At 30.7% G+C, this 22,265-nt stretch carries 10 protein-coding genes and 3 pseudogenes; 11 read left to right on the top strand and 2 right to left on the bottom strand.

The window, feature by feature from the left end:
* Positions 1 to 54: 54 nt before the first annotated feature.
* On the top strand, positions 55 to 282 hold the full coding sequence (locus D3H64_RS10590) for a helix-turn-helix domain-containing protein (RefSeq protein ID WP_370448458.1): 228 nt from the start codon (positions 55 to 57) through the stop codon (positions 280 to 282).
* Between the two features lie 248 nt (positions 283 to 530).
* Here D3H64_RS10590 and D3H64_RS06635 read toward each other — a convergent pair whose 3' ends face one another.
* Positions 531 to 1,988: a DDE-type integrase/transposase/recombinase gene (locus D3H64_RS06635; protein ID WP_121565485.1), complete on the bottom strand. Its 1,458-nt coding sequence runs from the start codon at positions 1,986 to 1,988 to the stop codon at positions 531 to 533.
* A 174-nt stretch (positions 1,989 to 2,162) separates the two neighbouring features.
* Here D3H64_RS06635 and D3H64_RS06630 point away from each other — a divergent pair, with 174 nt between their 5' ends.
* From D3H64_RS06630 to D3H64_RS06605, 6 genes and pseudogenes are all read left to right on the top strand, one after another.
* Positions 2,163 to 2,573 carry a VanZ family protein gene (locus D3H64_RS06630; protein ID WP_052039395.1) on the top strand — a complete coding sequence of 137 codons (411 nt, stop codon included), beginning with the start codon at positions 2,163 to 2,165 and terminating at the stop codon, positions 2,571 to 2,573.
* A gap of 83 nt (positions 2,574 to 2,656) precedes the next feature.
* Positions 2,657 to 4,195, top strand: a complete 1,539-nt coding sequence (locus D3H64_RS06625; RefSeq protein ID WP_037328207.1) for a radical SAM protein — start codon at positions 2,657 to 2,659, stop codon at positions 4,193 to 4,195.
* Between the two features lie 17 nt (positions 4,196 to 4,212).
* Positions 4,213 to 4,419, top strand: a complete 207-nt coding sequence (locus D3H64_RS06620) for a hypothetical protein (protein ID WP_037328205.1) — start codon at positions 4,213 to 4,215, stop codon at positions 4,417 to 4,419.
* Positions 4,420 to 4,484: 65 nt separating this feature from the next.
* Positions 4,485 to 6,152 carry an ABC transporter ATP-binding protein gene (locus D3H64_RS06615; protein ID WP_121565484.1) on the top strand — a complete coding sequence of 556 codons (1,668 nt, stop codon included), beginning with the start codon at positions 4,485 to 4,487 and terminating at the stop codon, positions 6,150 to 6,152.
* 180 nt (positions 6,153 to 6,332) lie between these two features.
* Positions 6,333 to 6,584: pseudogene (locus D3H64_RS10420) on the top strand (recombinase); the annotation flags it as partial.
* A gap of 277 nt (positions 6,585 to 6,861) precedes the next feature.
* Positions 6,862 to 7,047 (top strand): annotated as a pseudogene (locus D3H64_RS06605) (DNA topoisomerase III); the annotation flags it as partial.
* Positions 7,048 to 7,265: 218 nt separating this feature from the next.
* On the opposite strand, the gene D3H64_RS06600 reads toward D3H64_RS06605, so the two are convergent.
* Complete coding sequence (locus D3H64_RS06600; protein ID WP_121565483.1) at positions 7,266 to 8,429, bottom strand: IS110 family transposase; 1,164 nt, start codon at positions 8,427 to 8,429, stop codon at positions 7,266 to 7,268.
* Positions 8,430 to 8,676: 247 nt separating this feature from the next.
* On the opposite strand from D3H64_RS06600, the gene D3H64_RS06595 reads away from it, so the two are divergent.
* The 4 genes and pseudogenes from D3H64_RS06595 to D3H64_RS06585 all read left to right on the top strand — a co-directional run.
* Entirely contained in the window at positions 8,677 to 9,444 is a 768-nt protein-coding gene (locus D3H64_RS06595; protein ID WP_037328201.1) for a hypothetical protein, read from the top strand.
* 1,830 nt (positions 9,445 to 11,274) lie between these two features.
* Complete coding sequence (locus D3H64_RS10585; RefSeq protein WP_197049876.1) at positions 11,275 to 11,733, top strand: TnpV protein; 459 nt, start codon at positions 11,275 to 11,277, stop codon at positions 11,731 to 11,733.
* A gap of 2,918 nt (positions 11,734 to 14,651) precedes the next feature.
* Positions 14,652 to 21,758, top strand: a complete 7,107-nt coding sequence (locus D3H64_RS10580; RefSeq protein ID WP_370448459.1) for an SNF2-related protein — start codon at positions 14,652 to 14,654, stop codon at positions 21,756 to 21,758.
* Positions 21,759 to 22,265 (top strand): annotated as a pseudogene (locus D3H64_RS06585) (conjugal transfer protein); the annotation flags it as partial. It lies immediately after the preceding gene.

Genomic DNA, 22,265 nt, shown 5'->3' with positions numbered 1-22,265 from the left:
TTGTATTTATCTTAGATTTAATATATAATAGAAGACAAGAAAGAGAAGGGATTAATGATGCAAAAAATAAAAGTGTGTAATTCACTAGCAAAAATACGAAAAAGTAAAGGATATACCCAAATACAATTATCGGAGTTGACTGGTATTTCGCAGCAGTATATAAGTAGTGTGGAAAGAGGTATAATAGTTCCGACAATACAGAGAGCAATTCAGTTGGCAGAAGTTTTGGGAGAGTGTTATGGGAATATTTTTTACAAATGCATAAAAGATAGTGTCAAGTGAACTATGAAAAAAACGAACCAAAGGAAAAAGACTCAAATGAACCTTGAAAACTGTAGATATTTTATGTTGTGGTAGCTTACCGCCACCCTTGACAGCACGAAAAAGAGCTGCTGTAGGTGAAGCACCGACGGCGAAGAACTCAAGAACAGTTTGAATTTTCCGTCGCTTACAGCAGTATAGCAGCTCTTTTTCGTGCCATCAAGGGCAAGCCGCTTTGCGGTGGCTGTGTTTAACCTCAGGCTTGGAATCTAAGAACAGTTAGCAGCTTTGCCGTGTTGGAGATTTAGGATTGTCTGTTGACCGAGGGAAATGAGCAATTGCCATTTGCCGGGCATTGTATCAGCTTGTGATATTATTTCAACTTCGTTTAAAGGTTTGAATTTATTGTGTTTGTGTGGTCTTAAAAAGTTGTAATAGGCAACCCATAGAGACAGATCATAGTTGGCTCCATTGATGTTATCAAACCCATTTGTTTTACGATATGAAGCCTTGTATGTACGGTTTAAGCGTTCAATCATCTGCTTGTAGGGTCTAAATTCTTTGGAGACTTCATCATCATTGGTAAGACCGATTACCTGCGTGATTTCGAACTTAAACTTTTTGCCGAATTTGCGGAAAAACTGCTGGGCAGCGAGTGGGTAGGCACTGTAGCCGTCTGCAATGAATTTAAAGTTTTTAGGAAGCTCTTTTAGATGTCGAAATGCCATTCGCATTGCAAGAATGCATGGTCCTACGCCACGATTATCAGATACTTGGTAACCAATGATGGAACGTTTTGCAACATCCATAATGAACCAGATATAGGTTTTGATGCCACGGATTTTGATATATGTTTCATCAGCAGTAAATACTTTGTCAGTTCCGTAATTGTAATTATCTACGAAAGGCTTTATGCAGACAGAGGCAGTTTTACAGTAGTTGGCAACCTGTTGATGTGAGATGCTGATACCATGAATATCCTTTAAAGCCTGAGCTGTTTTGCGGAGTGACAGTCCAAGATTCACTTTGTAGGTAAGACAGAGAGACATGACATTCTGATCGTGTTTGGTGAACTTCAAAGAAGATGCATTTTTAGGGAGACTGTTTAAGTCCATGCGAAAGAAATCTACCCGGAATTCTCGATAGATGTAGTGGAGTTTATATTTGTTTTTTCCATAGCCTTCTGCAAGGTCTTTTTTATCAACCTTTTTAAGGTTGTGAAGATAATACGGACATTTCGGATTGACGCACTTGTGAATAATGAAATGCTTACGGTTTTTCTTTTTTACCAGAGTATTCAGACAGTGAGGACAGCGTAATGTTGTTGTCCGTGTAAATCTGCTTTCAGCAGGGTTGAATTTTGTAGAGCATACTTTACAGAGTATCTGTCCTTTGGAACCATTGTTTTTATAGAGATATGGCTTGGGAGCATTGCATCTTGGACATTGGCATTCGTCGTCAATGTCACATTCAGAACGTCTGGAAACTGGCTTGATTTGCTTGCCATAGCGCCATTCGATGTAAGGAATGTAATCTTTGTAATCCCATGGCTCATAGTGGAGAATCTTAGGGAGTTCATCAATCTTAAATTTTTGGTACTTAGGAGAATGAGAATCATCGAAAGCCCATTGCTTAATGGGAATATATCTACAGATAAAGTTAAAAAGCCAGCAAATTTGTTTTTGTTGGTATTGAATTAAGTTAAGTAAATAAAGTATAATGTCCATGAGCATTTACTCCTTTTGTATAAGGTTGGTTTGGTAATAGACATTATACCAAAAATAGGAGGTAAATGCTCTTTTTATTTGCAAACCTCCAATAAATCAAGGTTTTAAAGGATTTTAGAACAATAAAAACAGGTAGTTTTTGACACTACCGCATAAAAGGTTGAGGTTATAATAATGAAGAAAAAAAATATATTAAAAATATTGTTATTCATATACTTGATTTTGTTGTCTTGGCTAGTTCTTTTTAAGCTAGGCTTTTCTATTAGTGATATGAGGAGGGTTAGAGACGTAAACTTTATTCCTTTCTATTATGACAATATTATAGAAGGAGATCTGTTTTGGTTAGAACCTATTTTTAATATATTAATATTTATTCCTTTTGGAATTTTATTAAAAAAAATAAGTTGTGGTATTAAAATTAACCAGGCATTTTTAATTTTTCTAGTAGTAAGTTTATTTTTTGAAATAATGCAGTATATTATGTCTATTGGGGCATCAGATATAACGGATGTGATAACAAATGTTTTAGGTGGTGTAATTGGTTTTTTAGTTGCAGACATTTTCACTAAGAGAAAAAATAATTAGTATACAACTTCAAGTTGAGCTTTTTGCAAAATATTATCGAATATTATTGAATGTGATATAAAATATATGGAGGTTTGATATATATGGGTAAAGAGTTAAGCAAGTTAAAAAGTATATTATCAAAGAACATATACTATGAGAGGTTAGGAAAAACTTTTCAAACTAGAAATAAATATTTTTTCTATGATTTAGGGACAGGTAAGATTTTTGAATGTACATTTGAAGAGTATCAAATATTTGAACAAATTCTTTCTATAAAAAATAATGAATCATTAGAAGAAATATTTAAGAATACGAACATAGAGGTATTTAGCAAAGTAGTTGATATAATAGATAAAGAGAGTTTGCTTCAAGCCTGTCCTTTTGTGGAATTTACTGGAGATCAAGTCTTGAATTTAGAAGAAAATCTAAATAGAAAATTGAATCAGATAATACTGGAGGTAACTCAGAAATGTAATCTTAGGTGTAAATATTGTATATATGGTGATGAAAATTCCAAGTTTAGAGATTTTTCTGAAACTAAAGATATGCCTTTAGATATTGCAATAAAAAGTATTAACAATATTATTGATAGAGTAGATGATGAGTTTTATGTGACTTTTTATGGTGGTGAACCTTTAGTTAATTTTAAACTGATTAAAAAAATTGTTGAGTATGTATTATCACTGAAATTAAATACAAAGTTGTATTTTTCTATGACAACTAATTTAACTCTTATGAATGAGGAAATTGCTGAGTTTATTGCAACTACAGAAAACTTTTCTGTAGTTTGTAGTATAGATGGGGATAAAATCACACATGATGAATATAGAGTGGATATCAATGGCAATGGAAGTTTTGATCGAACAACTAAAGGTCTTGGAATTTTATATAATGAGCTAAAGAGTAGAGGAAAAGAAGATTTAATATTATTGAGTACAGTTATTACTCCCCCATATGATGAAAACAAGTTATCTAGAATACAGCATTTTTTCAAAACTTGTCCATTTATAAACGAAAAAACTTCTATAATTACAAGTTATGTGGATTATGGAAGAAAGATAAATGAAAATGATATAAAGAGTAGGCGATTTTATAATTCATCAAAAGAGTTTATGAGAGATAATAATCCAGTTCAGGAATGGGCTGAAAATTTTATAAATAATGTAACATCTGAAAATCCATTTACGTGGAATGGAATTTTGCAAAATCTCCAAAAAATTCATAGTAGGCGAATTTCTGGGAAACCTATGAATGAATATATAATGAATGGCTGTTGTATGCCAGGTGGAAGGAAATTGTTTGTTACAGTTGATGGTAATTACAATTTATGTGAGCGTATGGGAGAAACACCAACTATAGGGAATTACATAGATGGATATGACATAGACTCGATAAAGAAATACTATGTAAATGATTATTGTGAGTGTTCTAAAAATGATTGCTCAAGATGTTGGGCAATAAATTTGTGTAGTATTTGTTATGCGATTTGTTATGATAAGGATGGATTAAATATATTGACTAAAAAGTATAAATGTATTAGCGAACGTTTTGGTATAGAAAATTATTTAAAACTATATCATGAAATGATGTATTCTAATCCTTCTGTAATAGAGGATTTGAATAAAATGCAGTTATTTTAGAAAAGGAGGTAGAAGTTATGAAAATCACGAATCCATTAGGCAGAGACCTAAAAAGAGACGAAGGTGGAATAAAACCACTTGCATGCATGTGCAGAAATGGAATAGCTTTCTCTTCTGCTTTGGGTGATGCTGATAATTGTTCTCATTGTGGATGCAATTGTTGGCCTCATAATCATGGTGCTAATGCATCAACTGCTAGTAATACTTCAAGATCAAGTATCTAGTATTACAATTATAAAGAGGGATAGTGTATTCTATCCCTCTTTATTATATGGAAGGATAGAAGAGTATGAAAAAGAGTATTTTATTGAGATCTCTTAAACAGTGTTATATTTCATCACCATTTTTATTTATAGCAAATTTAATATTTAGTATTTTTTTGGGATTTGGAGAAGCTATTAAAATATATATATTACAAAATTTAATAAATAATATACAAAATTTTAGTAGTAAGAGTGCTATTATAACGTATATAACATTATTCTTTTTTGTAAATCTGTTTTTTATATGTATTACTCAGATTCAGGGATATATAAATCAAGTTTTTGCTTTAAAAATAGAATATTTATTAGAAAAGAATTTTATAAATAAAATAAAAATATTGTCTTTAAAACACTTTGATGAAGAACATACTTATAATTTAATAAGTAAAGCACAAGTTCTTGGGCAAGGCAAGGTGGTTAATATTTATATACATTTTGTGAAATTCATTCAAGATATTATATCGATAATGTCTATAATATCACTGTTGATAAGTTATAAAAATGAATTCTGGTGGATTATACTTGTTGTTCCAATACTTTCTTTTTTTGTTAATAGAAAAATGGGAGAATATGCATATAATGTAGAAAAAAGTAATGTTTTAATATTAAGAAAAAGTGACTATATTAAATATTTGCTTACAAATAATATAGCTATAAAGGAAATTATAACTTTTCAGTATATAGATGTTTTATTAAAGAAATTCATAAAATACAAAGAAAAAACAATGAAATATATGATTAAGTTATCATGTATATACAATATCGTAAATGTTGCAATTCAATTGTTTGAGTTAATAGTAAAAATATTGTTAATATCATTATATATTATGAAATCGTTAGCTACTAATGGGTTAGTGGGAAACATAATGGGGTTCATTTACTCTATTGAAAATATACAATTGAATTTTATGTCCATATTTAAGTCTCTATCTGAGATATACAAAGATAAATTATATGCAGAAAATTATTTTGAATTTATTGATATTAAAGAGGATAATTTAGGAAGGAAAAAAATTTCGAAAAACATAAAAGAAATTATCCTAAAAAATGTAACATTTAGTTATGGAGAAAAAGTAATTATTAACAAAATTAATGTGGAATTTACGACTGGTAAACCAATAGTAATAATAGGTGAAAATGGTTCTGGAAAAAGTACATTGATAAAATTAATTGCTGGTCTTTATAATGAATATGAAGGAGAAATATTTGTTAATGATGTAGAGTTAAAAAATATAGACAAGAAATCTTTTAGAGATAGAATAGCAATTTTATTTCAAGACTATAATCAATATGAATTTACACTGAGAGAGAATATTTCAATGTCAGATAAATATAGATATGATGATACAAAAATTTTTAATATATTGGAAATTTTGGGGCTGAAAAATAAAGTTGATAACTTTGACAATAAATTAGATACGCAGATGGGTAAATGGTTTGGTGGGGAAGAATTATCTAAAGGACAGTGGCAAAGAATAGGATTAGCAAAAATGCTCATAAAGGAAGCTGATGTGATTATTATGGATGAGCCTACATCAGCATTGGATCCTAATATGGAAAAAAAAGTTATTGATATTATGAATGATATTGCAAGTGAAAAAATTGTTATAATAGTTACACATAATTTAGAACTGTTAAAAAAATATGATGTTAATTATTTTATATTAAAAGATGGCAAAATTTGTAAAAAGTAGACTAAATAAATATTTAATATTAAAAATAGGATAGTGTCAAAACTTCTTTTATTTTTTGTTTCAGTATGATAAACATTTTAATATTATTAATTTAATGAATAGACTAATAACAAAATATATAAGTAGATAGTGGAACGTTGGATATTTATGTCATGGGTAAAAAAGTAATTGATAAATTTTCAAATTATCAGTAAAATTATAGTGCATGAGCGAGATGTCAAAAGAGCAAGATATGTTGTTCAGCGTATAGAAGTTTATTTTAACTATATAAGCAGATTTGAGAATGAACTCACAAAACAAATATAGCCAACAGAACAAGAAATGATACAGATGGGAGAAGAAATTGAAGAAGCAAAGAAAGAAAAATCACTAGCATACCATAGAGAATATTCCAAAAAATACTGAGCTAAAAATATTGAAAAATTTAGATAGTATGAGAAAGTAAAAGCAAGGGAATATAGAGCAAGAAAAAAGATACAATCCACAACTTAAAATCAATACCGAAAACGAAAAACAAAATATAAGCAAGAGAAAAAGAGGTTTCCTAAGTACAGGAAATCTTTTTTTTGTGGAAGTCGAAAGGATGAACTAAATGGCAGAAAACGAAAAAACAGACATGAAAGAAATACGGGATGAATAACAACTACAACATCAAAAGCCTGATGGAATTAAAAAAGATAAATGGTAAGGTGGCTAAATCAACAGATAAGTTAATACACATAAGGGAATCAACATTGTAACGATTGTAGCCGATACTTTTAAATCCGCAGAAACAACATCAAAATGGGAAATGGAGCTATTGGATATTGTACAGGGAAAATCACTAAAGAAAGATTTTTTGGAGGCAATAGAAAGTGGGATAAGAAATGTAATTTCTCGTTATGAAAAGGAATAGTTTATGTTTGATACGCTTATTAAATTTAGTAAATTTGTATGGGAGGTAGGATATTTAGGGAAAACATAACTTAGATTAGATAGTAAGACTAACTATATGAATACAAGGGCGAAAATAAAAATAATTCGCCAAAAAAGTGAAAAGATAACAAAAAAGACAATTAAATAAAAATGAGCATGGCAAACAAGCCTAATTAAAGGCTAAAAAAATTTATTATATTAAACTTGAGAAACAAATAAAGTATTGGTTTTAAGTAATTTAAAAATAACTCTGATTAATTTTTTGGCAACGTGAGTAAGAGCAACAAAATGGTGTTTACCTTCGTTTCTCTTCTTTTGATAGTATTCTTTAAAACTAGGATCTCTCATAGATACGAGCCTAGCAGCGTTGAGAAGAGCCCATCTTAGATAAGGAGAACCTCTCTTAACCATAGAAACACCAGAAGCAACAAATTTTCCAGATTGATGAGTAGCAGGATCAAGACCAGCAAAAGCTTGAAGCTGGCTAGGAGTGTCAAATTTATTGATATCAACAATTTCAGCTAAAATAATAGAAGCCAAATTAAAAGAAATACCAGGAATAGATAAAATAGGAGACTCAAGCTCAAGCAGAATATCCTTAATCTTAGAATCCAATTCATCAATCTTAGAAGAATAAAAATTAATCAAATCAATAGTTTGAACAAGTTCAAATCTATAAGCATCAGAATCAGAACCAATAGAATTAAGAGCAGCAGATCTTATCTCTAAGGCTTTAGACTTATCATATTTGCCTCTAGAATTAGATTTAAGAATATTGGTAATTCTAGTAAGATGAGTATTAGCAATCAAATAATTAGATGGGAACTCATGCAAAAGAGCAAGAGTAGACTTTTGATTAACAGAATAAACTAAATTCTCAAGCTCAGGAAAAATAATATTAACAATTCTAGAAATAGAAATTTTAAGCCTAGCGAGCTGATCTTTAAGTCTATAACGATATCTAGTTAATGACTTAAGCTCCACAACATGATAAGATAAATCTAAGTGGGGTTTAGCATCACTGGAAGAAAGCATGAAAGCAATTAACTTAGCATCAGTTTTATCAGTCTTAGTCTTTCTAAGCGTATGAGCTTTTCTGAAAAGATTAATTTGAAGGGGATTGAAAATAACTGGATTAAAACCATTATCAACAAGAAAGTTAATTAAATTCAAGCTGTAATGACCAGTAGCTTCAAGCCCCACTTTAACATTCTCAGAAGGTTCTGGCATAAAAGATAAAAGAATATTAAAACCATCTCTATCATTAGAAAAGGAAAAAGCATCTTTATAAACAGAACCATCAGAATAGCAAATAAAACAATCATGCTTATCTTTAGCAACATCGATACCAACAAAAATCATAAAAACACATCCTTTAAAATAAATTGGCTGTGGTAACCACAAAAACTATGTATCGTATCCTTGCACGAGATAAAACGTCTAGCGTTATCTAACTCATAAACAAATAAACATAGAATTGTGGTTGGAACCTTAATAAAATAGTCAAAGCTATAGGAGGAAAAACCAATCCACAAGCCTATGATTATCATATAGTAAAAAGAAATTTTTGAACACTAATTACTATGTGTTCATTATACAAGGAGGATTTATGGATAATAAAGTTGAAAAACAAGAAGTTAAGGCAAATGAAGTTTTAAAAGAAATTAAAGATGAATACGATAAAGGGATAGATAATCTTGAAGATAATACCAATATACAGTTAAAGGTTGCTGAAGAACTAAAAAAAGAACTCAAAAATAATGATTTTGATGTCAATATAGAAGAGCTAAAATCACTAAAAGAGGAGATACTAGGATTAAAATCAGAGATAAAAAGATTAAATGAATTAGAGGGAATCACATTTAGTTCTCTTATTTTAAGAGATATAAAAAATATAGGCAATACACTGGTAACCTTGCAAAACAAGGCAGTAGACAGTATGAAAAGTCTATATATCAATATGAAATATCAGTTTTCATATAATTTAACCAAAGCACAGGAAAAGTTAGTACAAGCAAAAATTAGTATTGTAAAAAATCTTGTAAGTTCAATGCAGGATTTTATCAAAGACCAGCAAAAGAAGCTAAATGTCTGCCTTGAAAAATTGGATAGTTTATCTGAAGAAATAAAAAAGGATGAAAAAGAATTTTTTGTCGAAAAGAACAGGGATAAAACAGATAAAAAAGAGGTAGAAGTAGGAACTAAAAAAGAAGAAGTTATTAAAAAAGAAAAAGTGTTGGAGAAATCTAAATCACAAAAAGTTGAAAAGAAACCATCTGTACTAAAGATGCTCAAAGAGAATCAGCAAAAAATTAATGACAGTGAAAAAACAAAGGAGGAAAAGACCATTAAAAAAGATAAAGGAATGGAAATATAATGAATGGTGAGAAGTATGCCTATAGTAATATACCTAATGACTTAAAGAGAGAGAATAGATGGTGCTTATATAAAATCATTCAAAGAGAAGAAAAAAACACAAAACTTCCCATTATGCCAAATGAAAAACCTGCAAAATCCAACGATACATCCACTTGGCATTCTTATGAAGATTGCAAGAAGGCACTTAGTCAACATATTGGCGATGGACTGGGATTTTTCTTAGGAGATGGATATTTAGGAATAGATATAGATAAAGTAACAGAGGATATGAATGCGTATTTTAAGGATACTAATGCAAATTCTATGACAGCCGATTTTCTAAGAAATATATCAACTTATGCAAAAATATCACCATCAGGAACAGGACTACATTTCATTGGAAAAGGAAATGTACCGGGAGAGCGAAAAAGACATAAAAATCTTGAAATCTATGATGAAGGGAGATTTTTTACCGTAACCGGCAATGTGATAAAAGATAAAGACAGAAGTAAGGTAATAGAGATTGAAAGTGAGCTAAAACCTTTATATGAAAAATATATGCCGAAACCAAAAGTTGTAAGCAAAGAAAACAGAAAAATGACAAGCATAACTTTGTATAATGCAGATAGAGATATATTAGAAAAGCTATTTAATAAAGGATATTTTTCATACAGCGGAGAAGATTTAAGACAAATATATAATGGAAACTATAGGTCCTATTTTAACAGCCAATCAGAGGCTGATTTTTTTATGCTACAAAGGTTACTATATTACACAGGAAATATAAATGAAGCGATATCACTGATGAAAAGAAGTGGATTAAACAGAGAGAAGTGGTATAAAAGACGGTCAGGCACGAACTATCTTGGATATATAGCTCAAAAAGCATTTAACGGAATGGGTACATTTTATGATTGGGACAGAGAAAATAGATATAAAAGGAGGAATGAACATAGAAATAAAACTACAACAAATCATCAAAAATCAAATAAGGAGGACAAAAGTGATATGAAAAGATATACACAAGATGAACTAAAATATATATTAGATCATCTAAAAGGAGAATTTAAAACCAATACCTTAAAATATGAAGAATATTTGAAAGTATCAGGAAAAAACTACAAATATCCATATACACATCAGCTTAGCATTTGTAATGTAAACAAAGAAGCTACCGCTTGTGCAGAGTACGATTATTGGAAAAGCATAGGCAGAGTTGTAAAGAGAAATGAAAAAGGAATCCCTTTATTAGATAGTACAACAGGTAAAATAAAATATGTGTTTGATGTAAGTCAAACAGTGAGCAGAAATCACAATATCTCAGAAGTAAAACTATGGGAATATGACAATAAAAAACATATTGAAGTGCTGGATAAGCTAATAAATCATTTTAAACAAAAAGATGCCGGTCTACTATTTTCATTGGATGAAAAGTTAGACACATTGGCAAATCTCTATGCAAAGCAATATCTATATAAAATAACAGATGAATTGTCAGATGATTTTTTAAAAGAACATAGTAAACTTGATATTTTGGCATTTTTAAAAGAATCCGTAAAAGTTTCAATATGTGCAAGAATGGGAATAGAATATACATCAGATAACAATAGTTTTAAAATTTTATCCAATAATCTTAAAATGAATGACTTAGATAAATTACTTATCTATACCTCAGGTATTAGTAGAGGTCTTCTTATAAATATTGGAAATGAAATCTCCTTGATGCAAAGACAAGAACAAATGGAGAAATTTCATAAAAAGGAGCAGACAAAAGAGGATAAGGAGCGTTATAATAATTTTACAGAAAATGGAATAGATGAAAATAAAATAGGAATTGGAGGCATAGAAAATGGAAGAAAAAGTGATACTATCAGGCAAGGAGTATATAGTAGAGAACGAGATATATTATCCGGTAATCAAGGAGAACCACTTCGAGGAAATGGGAGGGGGATATATGATAGAGAAGATGACAGGAGGAGAACAAGTCTTAATTCCGAAAATAAAGATACCGAAGCAGGTAGACGAGAGGAATTTGAGAAAGTTCAGCAAAGCAAGACTGAAATTCCTCAAGGAGAACAAGGAGGACTACTACGAACAGATGCTACTGGAAGGGACATTACAAGAACATCTGGACAAGATAGAGGATCAAGCGATAGACTTCACAATGAGAGAGAAACTGAAGATGAAAGAGTCTTGGGGCTTGACAGAGGAACTTCAAAACAACGACTTTCTGAAATACGCAGGACTAATGAAGAACCTCGATATGGAGTTAGACAGAATGGCAATGGAACAGATAGTTTGGGTATAGAAAACTCAAATGAAAATATAAATAAAGAAAATGCTGAAAAAGAAGTCGAACAGACTTCTTTTTCTTTTACTCAAAATGCAGGACAAATAGGTTTTCAGATACCACTTACCCAAAATCAGATAGACACTGTTTTAATTTATGGTGGTAATGAGCATAATTTAAGATTAGATGTCATAGCGGAATTTAGCAAAGGAAAAACAAAGGGAGAATTAGCAGATTTTCTAAAAAATACATTTCAAGGTGGTAATGGCTTTTACTTAGGAAATGACAAAGTTTGTGCTTGGTACTCAGAAGATGGGATTCATTTATCAAATGATATATCATCAAGAGAAAACTACACGCAACTTTTATCTTGGGAAGATGCAGCAAATAGAATGGGAGAGCTTTTAGACGAAGGCAACTATGCAACGAATGTAGAACTGATTGAAGCCATGAGTAATGAAAGAGCTGAGCTTGCAGAGAAACTATGGTATCTAAAAGGAGATTTTAATGATGAGGTAAAAGACACTTATTTATCAATCCTGAATGAAAAACAAAGGTTAGGCTATCCTGAAAAAACGGAATATCTTGCAAAAATGCTACAAGACAAAGACTTTAGGGCGAATTTAAGAACAGAGTATTTAACATTTTCAAAAGAGTATCAAGGCAATTCAGATATACTAAGATTTCATAATCATAATATTAATGAACTATTAAACAGATTGAATGATTTAGAACTACCACGAAAAGAATTTACTACAAATCTTACTGACTTACCTACAATTAAATCCTTTATTACAGAAGATGAAATTGACACAAATCTTATGAGAGGTAGTGGAGTATCCGAAGGTAAAAAAAGAATATACGAATTTTTTGGAAAAAATTACACCTTAAAAGAACAAGCAGATTTTCTTAAAAATGAGTATGGAACAGGTGGTAGCTCACACGCTCTATCAGGTGCAAGAGGAAGTGGCGAGAACCACGATGCCAAAGGTATAAAGCTGACAAAAAATGATTGTAAAGATGTTTTCTTTAATTGGAATCAGGTAGCAAGAAGAATAGAAGATTTAGTTAAAAATGATAAATATCTTACCAAAGAAGAGCAGACTTTATTGCAAGAAGAACAGGAAAATCTTCATTCAATAAAAAAAGAAGATAGTAATTCAAAAATTTACCCAAAAGATGATCCGCATCAGCTTGTAACAAATGAAATGCTTGAAAGAGTACCACAGCTTTATGATCAAGAAGAAGTAGATTTAGCAGACAAGGAAGTACATGCAGCATATATTATTCCTTTTAAGTCAAATTGGACCTGGTATATGACGGAGTATGATAAAGAAACAGGCGAAGCCTTTGGACTTGTGCTTGGAGATGAAGTCGAATGGGGATATTTCAATGTGAATGAACTAAAGGAATTAAATGCACAAAGGTTAATCCTTGAAGATTTTCCAACAACTTTTAGAGAATTAAAGGATACAGAACTTAAAAAACAAATGACCGAAGAAGAATTACAAGTTGCCTTTAATGGAGAACTTACCTTTGATAACAAAAGAGAAGAAGAAATACTTATCTTGCAAGATCAAGAAGATATTTCTTATGAAGAAGCTGAAAAGATATATGATAGCATTCAAAATAATTTTAATTCCACAGGCAGAAAAATTTATGGTGATGTAGAAAAGCAAGAGATTAAATTCAAAGAAAATATTGAAGAAAAACCGTTAAATTCAAAGGATTATTGGATAGTAGAATTTAATGAGGACTCAAACCTTATACAAACTTCATACAAAGGAAGGATAGTAAATAAAGAGCTTATTGATGAAATTAAAGAATTAGACAAACAAATAAAACTTCACAATGAAACTGTTGAGGTAGATAAATATGGTGAGATATCGGATGAATGGGAAGGATATTCAAAATTCTATTTCGACCATATTGAAAATGGAGAGGTAACAGAGCATTTAAGAGTAGATATAGGCGATGGAAATGAAGTAAACGGGAGAGATTTTCAGTACCTATATGAGCAGGTAGATAAAGAAAACATCATAGAAAATAAGCAAAATGTAGATACTACAATAAAAAACATCTTAGAAAAAGAGTCTATGCAGGTATTTTCAAATAAAGAAGATTACCAAAAGTTATTTCCATACTTTGAAGATTTTTCATATACAGATGGATCTAAGTTAAATGAATATAATCCTTTTGAAGATGATAAGAACTCATCTGATTTAGTTCGTCTCACTTTTTTTAAAAACAATGATGGAGAATATAGAGTAGTATATACAAATACAGATAGCTTAACTTATTCAAGTACAGTAGATAATTTCTTAGGAAAGATAGATGTAGCAATAGAAGGCGAAAAAGATATAGCTAATTTAAAGTATCCAAAAATAAATTCTATTAAAGATATTTCAGATACATTGTATGAAACTTTGAAAAATGATGAAGATTTACAAAGAACTGTACTTAAAGCAAGGGAAATTTTAGGGAATAATACACTTGCTGACTTTTCAGGAGTTTTTCAAAGAGAATACGCAAGAGTTATGAGAGAAGTTGCCGAAAGACAAGGCAATCTTCCTGACGATATGAAAAGTTTAGATGATGTCAAAAAACTGCGAATTGAACTTGAACATAGGTACAATGAATATTTAAGTGAATTATCTAAAGAAAAAGAAAGTGTATTAGAAACAAAAGATATATATGATGATAATAAAATAGCTGTAAAAGTAGGATATTACTATACAGTAGTGGATAAAGAAAAAGTAGTAGATATTTCTCTTGAACAAACAGGGACTAAGGTATATCCAAGTAAAGATAATGTTGAAGGAAGAGTTTATCCTCTATACAGGGGAACAACTTTTGAAGAAAGTCAAAAATTAGATAAACTCTTTGATGAAATAGCTGCGAATATGAAAGAAACAAACCTTACAGATTTAAACGATTTGTTTTATTTAAATAATCAAGGCTTATATGAAATTGATAGAGATATAGTAACGGAAGAAAAAGAGGGCTATGATTTTGATATATCAAGTTTTGGTGAGCAATTTCCAAATTACTATGAAGATATATATGTTTCAAATAAAAACCTAAAGATTGATGGTGCAATGCAAAATGTAGCATATATAAACAAAGACAATGAATTGAACTTTAGTGTAAATCTTCCTGAAAATGAAAAAAATAAGGTGTATGAAATTAGAGATAAAAAAGAAATTTTATCAAACCTAATTGAAAAGGATATAGCAGAAAGTAAAGGGTATTATTTTAATCCACAATCAGAAGAATATACTTTGAAAATTAAAAAGATTGAAGATGGGACTTTAAAAGATATTGAACATATAACAGATAGCATAGATTTCAAGAAAGGCTATGAAGCAGAGTTAATTCTTGATTTTAAAAATATGGAGTTAAGGCAAAACCTTAAATATAATGGCTTTGTAGTAAATACCAACAAGGCGATTAAGTATGATAGCTATCATACTATGCTAAGAAATTTACCATATTTGCTGGATGATAACCATAGAGATGTACTTTTGACAGGTTTTATAAATTTAGAAATAGAACGACAAAAAGAGCAAGACTTACCCAAAGAGCCTATATACAAGGAAGGAATGCAGGTAAAATATCAAGGCAAAGAATATGTAATTGCAGAAATTCAAGATTATAATACCTATAAGACTATAAAACTAGATGATAATGAAGGCTATATGAATGGATTTATTACAGGCAGTGAAATTCTTGCATTCAGAAATGAAAGTGAACTTGATTTAGAGATTGTATCTAGAGGAGAAAAACTACAAGAGCAAAGTTTAGACAATGAAGATTTAATTCTGTTGGATATTGAAGATTATAACAAAAAAGGACTTTCAGTTACCTTTCAAAATAAAGAGTATGAAATTACAGGAAATAATTTTAATCCCGTTGGAATGAGCAGGCTACAACTTGTTTCAAATACAGAAAAACTGATGACAGAAATTTTATATACTCAAAGTAGACCGGTTACTGAACTTTATGCGAAAAAAGAATCTCTAGAGGAATTTAAAAAATTGAAGGATGTAAATGATGAAATTTCAAAATTTGAAGAAAGCTCTACTTTACAAGAAAAAGATAGGGCAGAACTTTTACACCATAGTTTGGATGTGGTAAATGATCAAGGCACTGTGATTGCCAACCAATTTATCGTAGATGTCGATAATCAAAATAGAGAGCTTACAGTATATAGTGAAAAAAATCCGAATAACTATAGAGAGTTTAAACTTTCTTTTGATTATTTAAATGGACTTGGGAAAATAGATGGGGATGGAAATAACTTAAAACTTACCAAACATCAAAAAGAAACAATTGATAAAAAATTGGAATCCTATGACAACTGGAGGGCAAATCGTGGATTAGAGGCAAAAGAAAGAGAAACACCAACAAAAGAAGATATACCTATTTTGAATGATGAATATATGGGTGGTATTCCTCCTGTAAATTATAAAATAACAAAAGAGGATGAAATCTTGCCACCATCTGAACGACTTAGAAACAATATATCAGCAATAAAACTTTTAAAAGAAATTGAAGCAAGATCAAGCTATGCTACAAAAGAAGAACAAGATATTTTAAGCAAATATGTAGGTTGGGGCGGACTTTCTGATGTATTTGACGAAACGAAAGAGGGGCAATGGAAAGAAGCAAGAGAATTTTTAAAAGAAAATCTATCATCATCAGAGTATGAAGCAGCAAGAGGAAGTACACTTACAGCCTTTTATACACCAAATATAGTAATTGACAGTATCTATAAGGTTCTATCCAATATGGGATATGAAAGTGGTAATATCTTAGAACCTAGTATGGGAACAGGTAGATTTCTTGGGAATCTACCGGAGAGTATGCAAGGTAGTAGATTTTATGGAGTGGAACTTGACAGTATTAGTGGTAGGATAGCAAGTAAGCTATATCCTAATGCTAACATACAGATAAAAGGCTTTGAAGAAACAACATTTTCAAATAACCTATTTGATGTGGCAATAGGAAATGTACCTTTTGGAGAATATAAAGTAGCCGATCGTGAGTATGAGAAAAATAACTTTCTTATTCACGATTATTTTTTTGCGAAAACTTTGGATAAGGTGCGTTCAGGAGGTGTAATAGCATTTATTACATCAAGTGGAACAATGGATAAGAAAAGTGAAGATATTAGAAGATATATCTCAGAGCGAGCAGAGTTTTTAGGAGCTATCAGGTTACCTAATAATGTATTTAAAGGGGAAGCAGGAACAGAAGTTACCTCAGATATAATTTTCCTTAAAAAAAGAGATAAACTATTAAAAATAGATGAGGATTGGATAAAACTTGCAACGGATGAAAAAGGCTTAACTTACAACAAATATTTTGCAGATAACCCAAGTCAAGTCTTAGGTAGTATGAAAGAAATATCAAGTAGGTTTGGAACAGCTTTGGCTTGCATAGAGGATGGAAATATAAGCCTAGAAGAAAAATTATCTTCAGTAATTAAAAATATCTCAGGTACTTATGAAAAAGCAGAATTAAATGAAGAATTAGAAACAGAAACCATACCGGCAGATGATAGTGTTAAAAATTTTTCTTATGCACTTATTGAAGATAAGATTTATTTCAGAGAAAACTCAATCATGCAAAAAGTATCTTTAAATAAGGCGGATACAGAAAAAGTAAAAGCATATATAGATTTAGAAAAATCACTTAGACAAGTAATCAAACTTCAGAAGGAAGATTATACAGATGAAGAAATAAAGGCAGCACAAGTTGAATTAAATGCAATTTATGATGATTTTTCTAAAAAGTATAGTCTTATAAATGCAAAGAAGAACAGCCTACTTTTCAAAGAAGATGCCAATTACTCTCTTATGTCAAGTTTGGAAAGATTAGATAAAAAAGGGAATTTTATAGGTAAATCAGATATATTTACAAAAAGGACAATTAGAAAAGCAGTAGCAGTGGAACATACGGATAAAGCAAATGATGCCTTGATATTATCTATATCTCAAAAAGGTAGGGTAGATTTTGATTATATGCAAAATCTTACAGATAAAACAAGAGAAACCTTAATAGAGGAATTAAGGGGAGAAATATTTTTAAATCTTGATAATTTTGACCCAAGCGATACTACTCCCTTTAGGTCGGTAATAAATAATGGAGATTTTTCAAGACCTTATGTTACAGCAGATGAATATTTATCCGGTAATATTAGAGATAAAATTCATATAATAGACTCCTATATAAAGAATATAGATTATGAAATTAGTAAAAATGAAGAGTATTTAGCTAAAGACACTAACCTAGAAAACGAGAATGAAACAGAAAATAAGCCACAGGAAGAAATCCGAAAAGAAAATGAGATATTGAAAACAGAGCTATCTTATTTAGGTTTTCAAAAGCAAAAATTACTCGAAGTAATGCCAAAAGAATTGGAAGCCAGTGATATTACTGTAAGAATGGGGGCAACTTGGGTAGATGAAAAGTATTATAAAGATTTTATGTTTCATCTTTTAGAAACCTCAAACTATAACAGGTGGAATATTGATATTAAGTATTCTAATTTTACAGGTGAATATAGAGTTGAAGGAAAGAGCGTCGATAGAAATAATGATCTTTCAAATCTTACTTATGGTACTTCGAGAGTAAATGCTTATAAGTTAATTGAGGATAGTTTAAATTTAAGGGATACAAAAGTATTTGATACTTTTGTTGATGCTGATGGGAAAAAGCGTTCTGTATTAAACGACAAAGAAACCATGCTTGCAAGAAGTAAGCAGGAGATTATAAAAGAAGAATTTAAAAACTGGATATTTGATGATATAGACAGAAGAAGCGACCTTGTAGAAAAATATAATAGGATGTTTAATTCTATTAAATTAAGAGAATACGATGGAAGTAATCTTACATTTGAGGGTATGAATCCGGAAATAGAGCTTAGAATGCATCAAAAAGATGCCATAGCAAGAGGACTTTTTGGAGGAAACACTTTGCTTGCACATGAGGTCGGAGCAGGCAAAACCTTTGAGATGATAGGAATTGCCATGGAATCCAAAAGGCTTGGTATGAGTACCAAATCAATGTTTGTCGTTCCAAACCACATCATAGAGCAATTCGGACGTGAGTTTAATGAACTCTATCCGGGAGCCAATATTCTTTGTGCAACGGAGAAGGACTTTACACCAAGTAAGAGAAAGAGATTTTGCTCTAGGATTGCCACAGGAGAGTATGATGCGGTTATTATCGGACATAGTCAATTTGAGAAAATTCCAATTAGTAAAGAAAGGCAAGAGTATGAACTGCAAAGCCAAATTGATGAAATCTTGGATTTTATAGACGAATACAAAAGGGACAGAGATCAGAAATTTACAGTAAAGCAATTAGAGAAAACAAAAAAAGGTTTGGAAGCAAAACTTAAAAAGCTCAATGATGATTATAAGAAAGATGATGTGGTAACTTTTGAGGAACTTGGCATAGATAAGCTCTTTGTGGATGAAGCACATAGTTTTAAAAATTTGTATTTATTTACAAAAATGCGAAATGTGGCAGGAATTACTACAACGGATTCACAAAAGTCAAGTGATATGTTGATGAAATGCCGATATATGGATGAGATTACAAATAATAAGGGGATTGTATTTGCCACAGGGACCCCTGTAAGTAATTCTATGGCGGAGTTATATACTATGCAGCGTTATCTACAATATGACGAGTTAAAGAATATGCACCTGCAGCACTTTGATTCTTGGGCAAGCACCTTTGGAGAAACGGTTACAGCTATTGAATTAAATCCTGAAGGTAATGGTTATCGAAGTAAAACAAGATTTGCAAAATTTTATAACCTTCCGGAGTTAATGAATACAGTTAAACAGTTTATGGATATTAAAACATCCGATGTATTAAACTTGCCCGTACCGAATGCACAGTATGAAACCATTAAAACAAAGCCTACTGAAGAACAAAAAGAGATCCTTGAAAGTTTTTCTGAAAGAGCGGATAAGGTTAGAAATAAAGAAGTGGATCCATCTGTTGATAATATGTTAAAAATAACGAACGACGGTAAGAAAATGGCACTTGACCAAAGGCTTATCAATCCGCTACTTCCTGATTATGAAAATTCAAAAGTAAATGCTTGTGTAAGCAATGTATTTAGTATATGGGATAAGTACAGGGATAAAAAATCAGCTCAGTTAATCTTTTGCGATATGTCAACGCCAAGTAATGAGTTTAATATCTATGATGATATGAAGGAAAAACTGATTAAAATGGGAGTACCTGAAAATGAGATTGAATTTATCCATAATGCAAAAAATAACAAAGAAAAAGATGCTATATTCGATAAGGTAAGAAGTGGAGAGATAAGGGTATTACTTGGCTCAACACAGAAGATGGGAGCAGGTACGAATGCCCAAGATAAGCTAATTGCTATCCACGATTTAGATGTGCCTTGGAGACCTGCGGATTTAGCCCAAAGAGCAGGTCGTATAGTTCGTCAAGGTAATGAAAATACAGATGTTCATATCTTTCGTTATGTTACAGAAAATACCTTTGATGCCTATCTTTTCCAAACCTTAGAGAATAAACAGAAATACATCTCTCAAATCATGACAAGTAAGACACCTGTAAGAGTTGCAGAAGATGTAGACGAGGCAACATTAAACTATGCGGAGATAAAGGCACTTGCCACAGGAAATCCTCTTATTCGTGAGAAAATGGATCTGGATGTAGAGGTATCAAAACTAAAAATGCTTGAGTCCAACTTTAAATCAAACTTGTATAAGCTAGAGGATAAGGTAGTTAAATTTTATCCAAAAGAGATAGAACGACTGGAGATAAAAATAGAAAACCTTAAAAAAGATATAGAGCATGTAGAACCATATAAAGATACAGAAAATCAGGAACAAACCATAAATATGGTTCAAGGAGCTTTTGTAGGAATGGAAGAGCTAAATGGAAAGGATATGGAAACGGGCAAAGAAAAACTATCTAAATTTACTTCATTAACTTTAGATGGAAGAAAATATACAGATAAAAAATTAGCTGGAGAATTTTTGATAAACAGGATAAAGTCTATTAAAAGAAGTGAGCTAGGAGATAAAAATAAGGACACTTTGATAGGTCAATATAGAAATTTTAATCTCTATGCTTTTTATGATAGTTTTGCAAGCCAATATAAATTTAAGCTACAGGGACAGGAAAGTCATTATGGTGAGTTTGGTACAGATGAGATAGGAAATATCACAAGAATGGATAATGTACTTGATAAACTTCCTGAGAGATTGGAACAGACCTTAGGTAAACTTGAAGATACAAAAAAGCAATTTGAAATTGCAAAACTTGAAGTGGAGAAAAAATTTCCGCAAGCTGATTTATTAAAAGAAAAGAACTTGAGGCTTGCTGAGGTCAATAATCTTCTTGATATGGGAAAAAGCGATGGAAAAGAAAATACAGATGAAGTTCTCTTAAAGGAAGTCAAAGAAGAAATTATAAACTTTATCAATCATGAGTATGATGAAGAAAATAGAGTAGAAGATTTTGATACTTTATTTCCGGATCTTTCAAATGTTGGAATAGCATATACGACAACACCTGATGAAAAACATGAAATTCAGACGAATTTAGATTTAATAAACTATAAGCTAAATACCTATGTTGATAATACTTTGATAGAGAGCTATCCATATATTTATGATAAGGATGATGCAGCCAGTCAAAAAGAATTGATACAACTAAAAAATGATATTGCATTTTGGGATTTTAATGAACTTGTATCTATTGATGAAGAAAAGCTAAAAGAAGTTCTTAATCTTGAAATTGATGATGAGGGCAATTTTTATGATCCACTATCAATGGATATGGATTTAGACGGAGTAGCAGACAGGTATGATGCAGACTTTAGAGATAGCAAAGTACAAAGTATAGGAGATTTTGATAAAAAAGAAAAATCATCTGTAATGGATAGGCTTGATTATTTCAAAGAGAAAGTAGGAAAAGGAGAATTACAAGATGAGAATACAGATAGGAAAATAGAATGTAAGGAGGAGGTTAGATAGTTGGAATATCATAAAAATATTAAAGCGACAGCAAAAGAAATGGAACAACTTTTTGAAAATAAAGAGTACAACTACTCTGTACGATATTTTGAAAAAATAAATGAAGGTTTATTTAAAATGGTAATTCGTACACCGGAAAGCATAGAGCTTCCAAAATCTAAAACCTTGTCTGTAAGAACAATCAAAAAAATATTAGAAACAAAAGATAATATTAATCCTATGTATATAGAAGATGAATTTGTTGAAATGAAAAATAAGATTCACGAATTTAATCAAAAGAAATATCCAAACTATGAAGATATGGATATAAAGTTAATACTATCCATTGCTAAGGGTATCGATGATTTCGATACCCTTAATAATATTTATGAGAAATTAAAGAGGCAGGGATATTTAGAAGAGATAAAAGAAAATATTAGTAAAATCGTTGCTAAATCATTAGAAGTGTGTTTGGCAATTAAAAAATCAACCACTTTGGCAATTAAAATCCAACCAGCGTGGCAATTA

The organism is Atopobacter sp. AH10, assembly GCF_003664595.1.
Classification (GTDB): domain Bacteria; phylum Bacillota; class Bacilli; order Lactobacillales; family Aerococcaceae; genus Atopobacter.
This window is presented reverse-complemented; position numbering and strand designations above follow the sequence as displayed.

Excerpts from the sequence above, each read along its gene's own strand:
- D3H64_RS10590 (WP_370448458.1), top strand. The coding sequence starts at position 55 with ATGATGCAAAAAATAAAAGTGTGTAATTCACTAGCAAAAATACGAAAA.
- D3H64_RS06635 (WP_121565485.1), bottom strand. The coding sequence starts at position 1,988 with ATGGACATTATACTTTATTTACTTAACTTAATTCAATACCAACAAAAA.
- D3H64_RS06630 (WP_052039395.1), top strand. The coding sequence starts at position 2,163 with ATGAAGAAAAAAAATATATTAAAAATATTGTTATTCATATACTTGATT.
- D3H64_RS06625 (WP_037328207.1), top strand. The coding sequence starts at position 2,657 with ATGGGTAAAGAGTTAAGCAAGTTAAAAAGTATATTATCAAAGAACATA.
- D3H64_RS06620 (WP_037328205.1), top strand. The coding sequence starts at position 4,213 with ATGAAAATCACGAATCCATTAGGCAGAGACCTAAAAAGAGACGAAGGT.
- D3H64_RS06615 (WP_121565484.1), top strand. The coding sequence starts at position 4,485 with ATGAAAAAGAGTATTTTATTGAGATCTCTTAAACAGTGTTATATTTCA.
- D3H64_RS06600 (WP_121565483.1), bottom strand. The coding sequence starts at position 8,429 with ATGATTTTTGTTGGTATCGATGTTGCTAAAGATAAGCATGATTGTTTT.
- D3H64_RS06595 (WP_037328201.1), top strand. The coding sequence starts at position 8,677 with ATGGATAATAAAGTTGAAAAACAAGAAGTTAAGGCAAATGAAGTTTTA.
- D3H64_RS10585 (WP_197049876.1), top strand. The coding sequence starts at position 11,275 with ATGGAAGAAAAAGTGATACTATCAGGCAAGGAGTATATAGTAGAGAAC.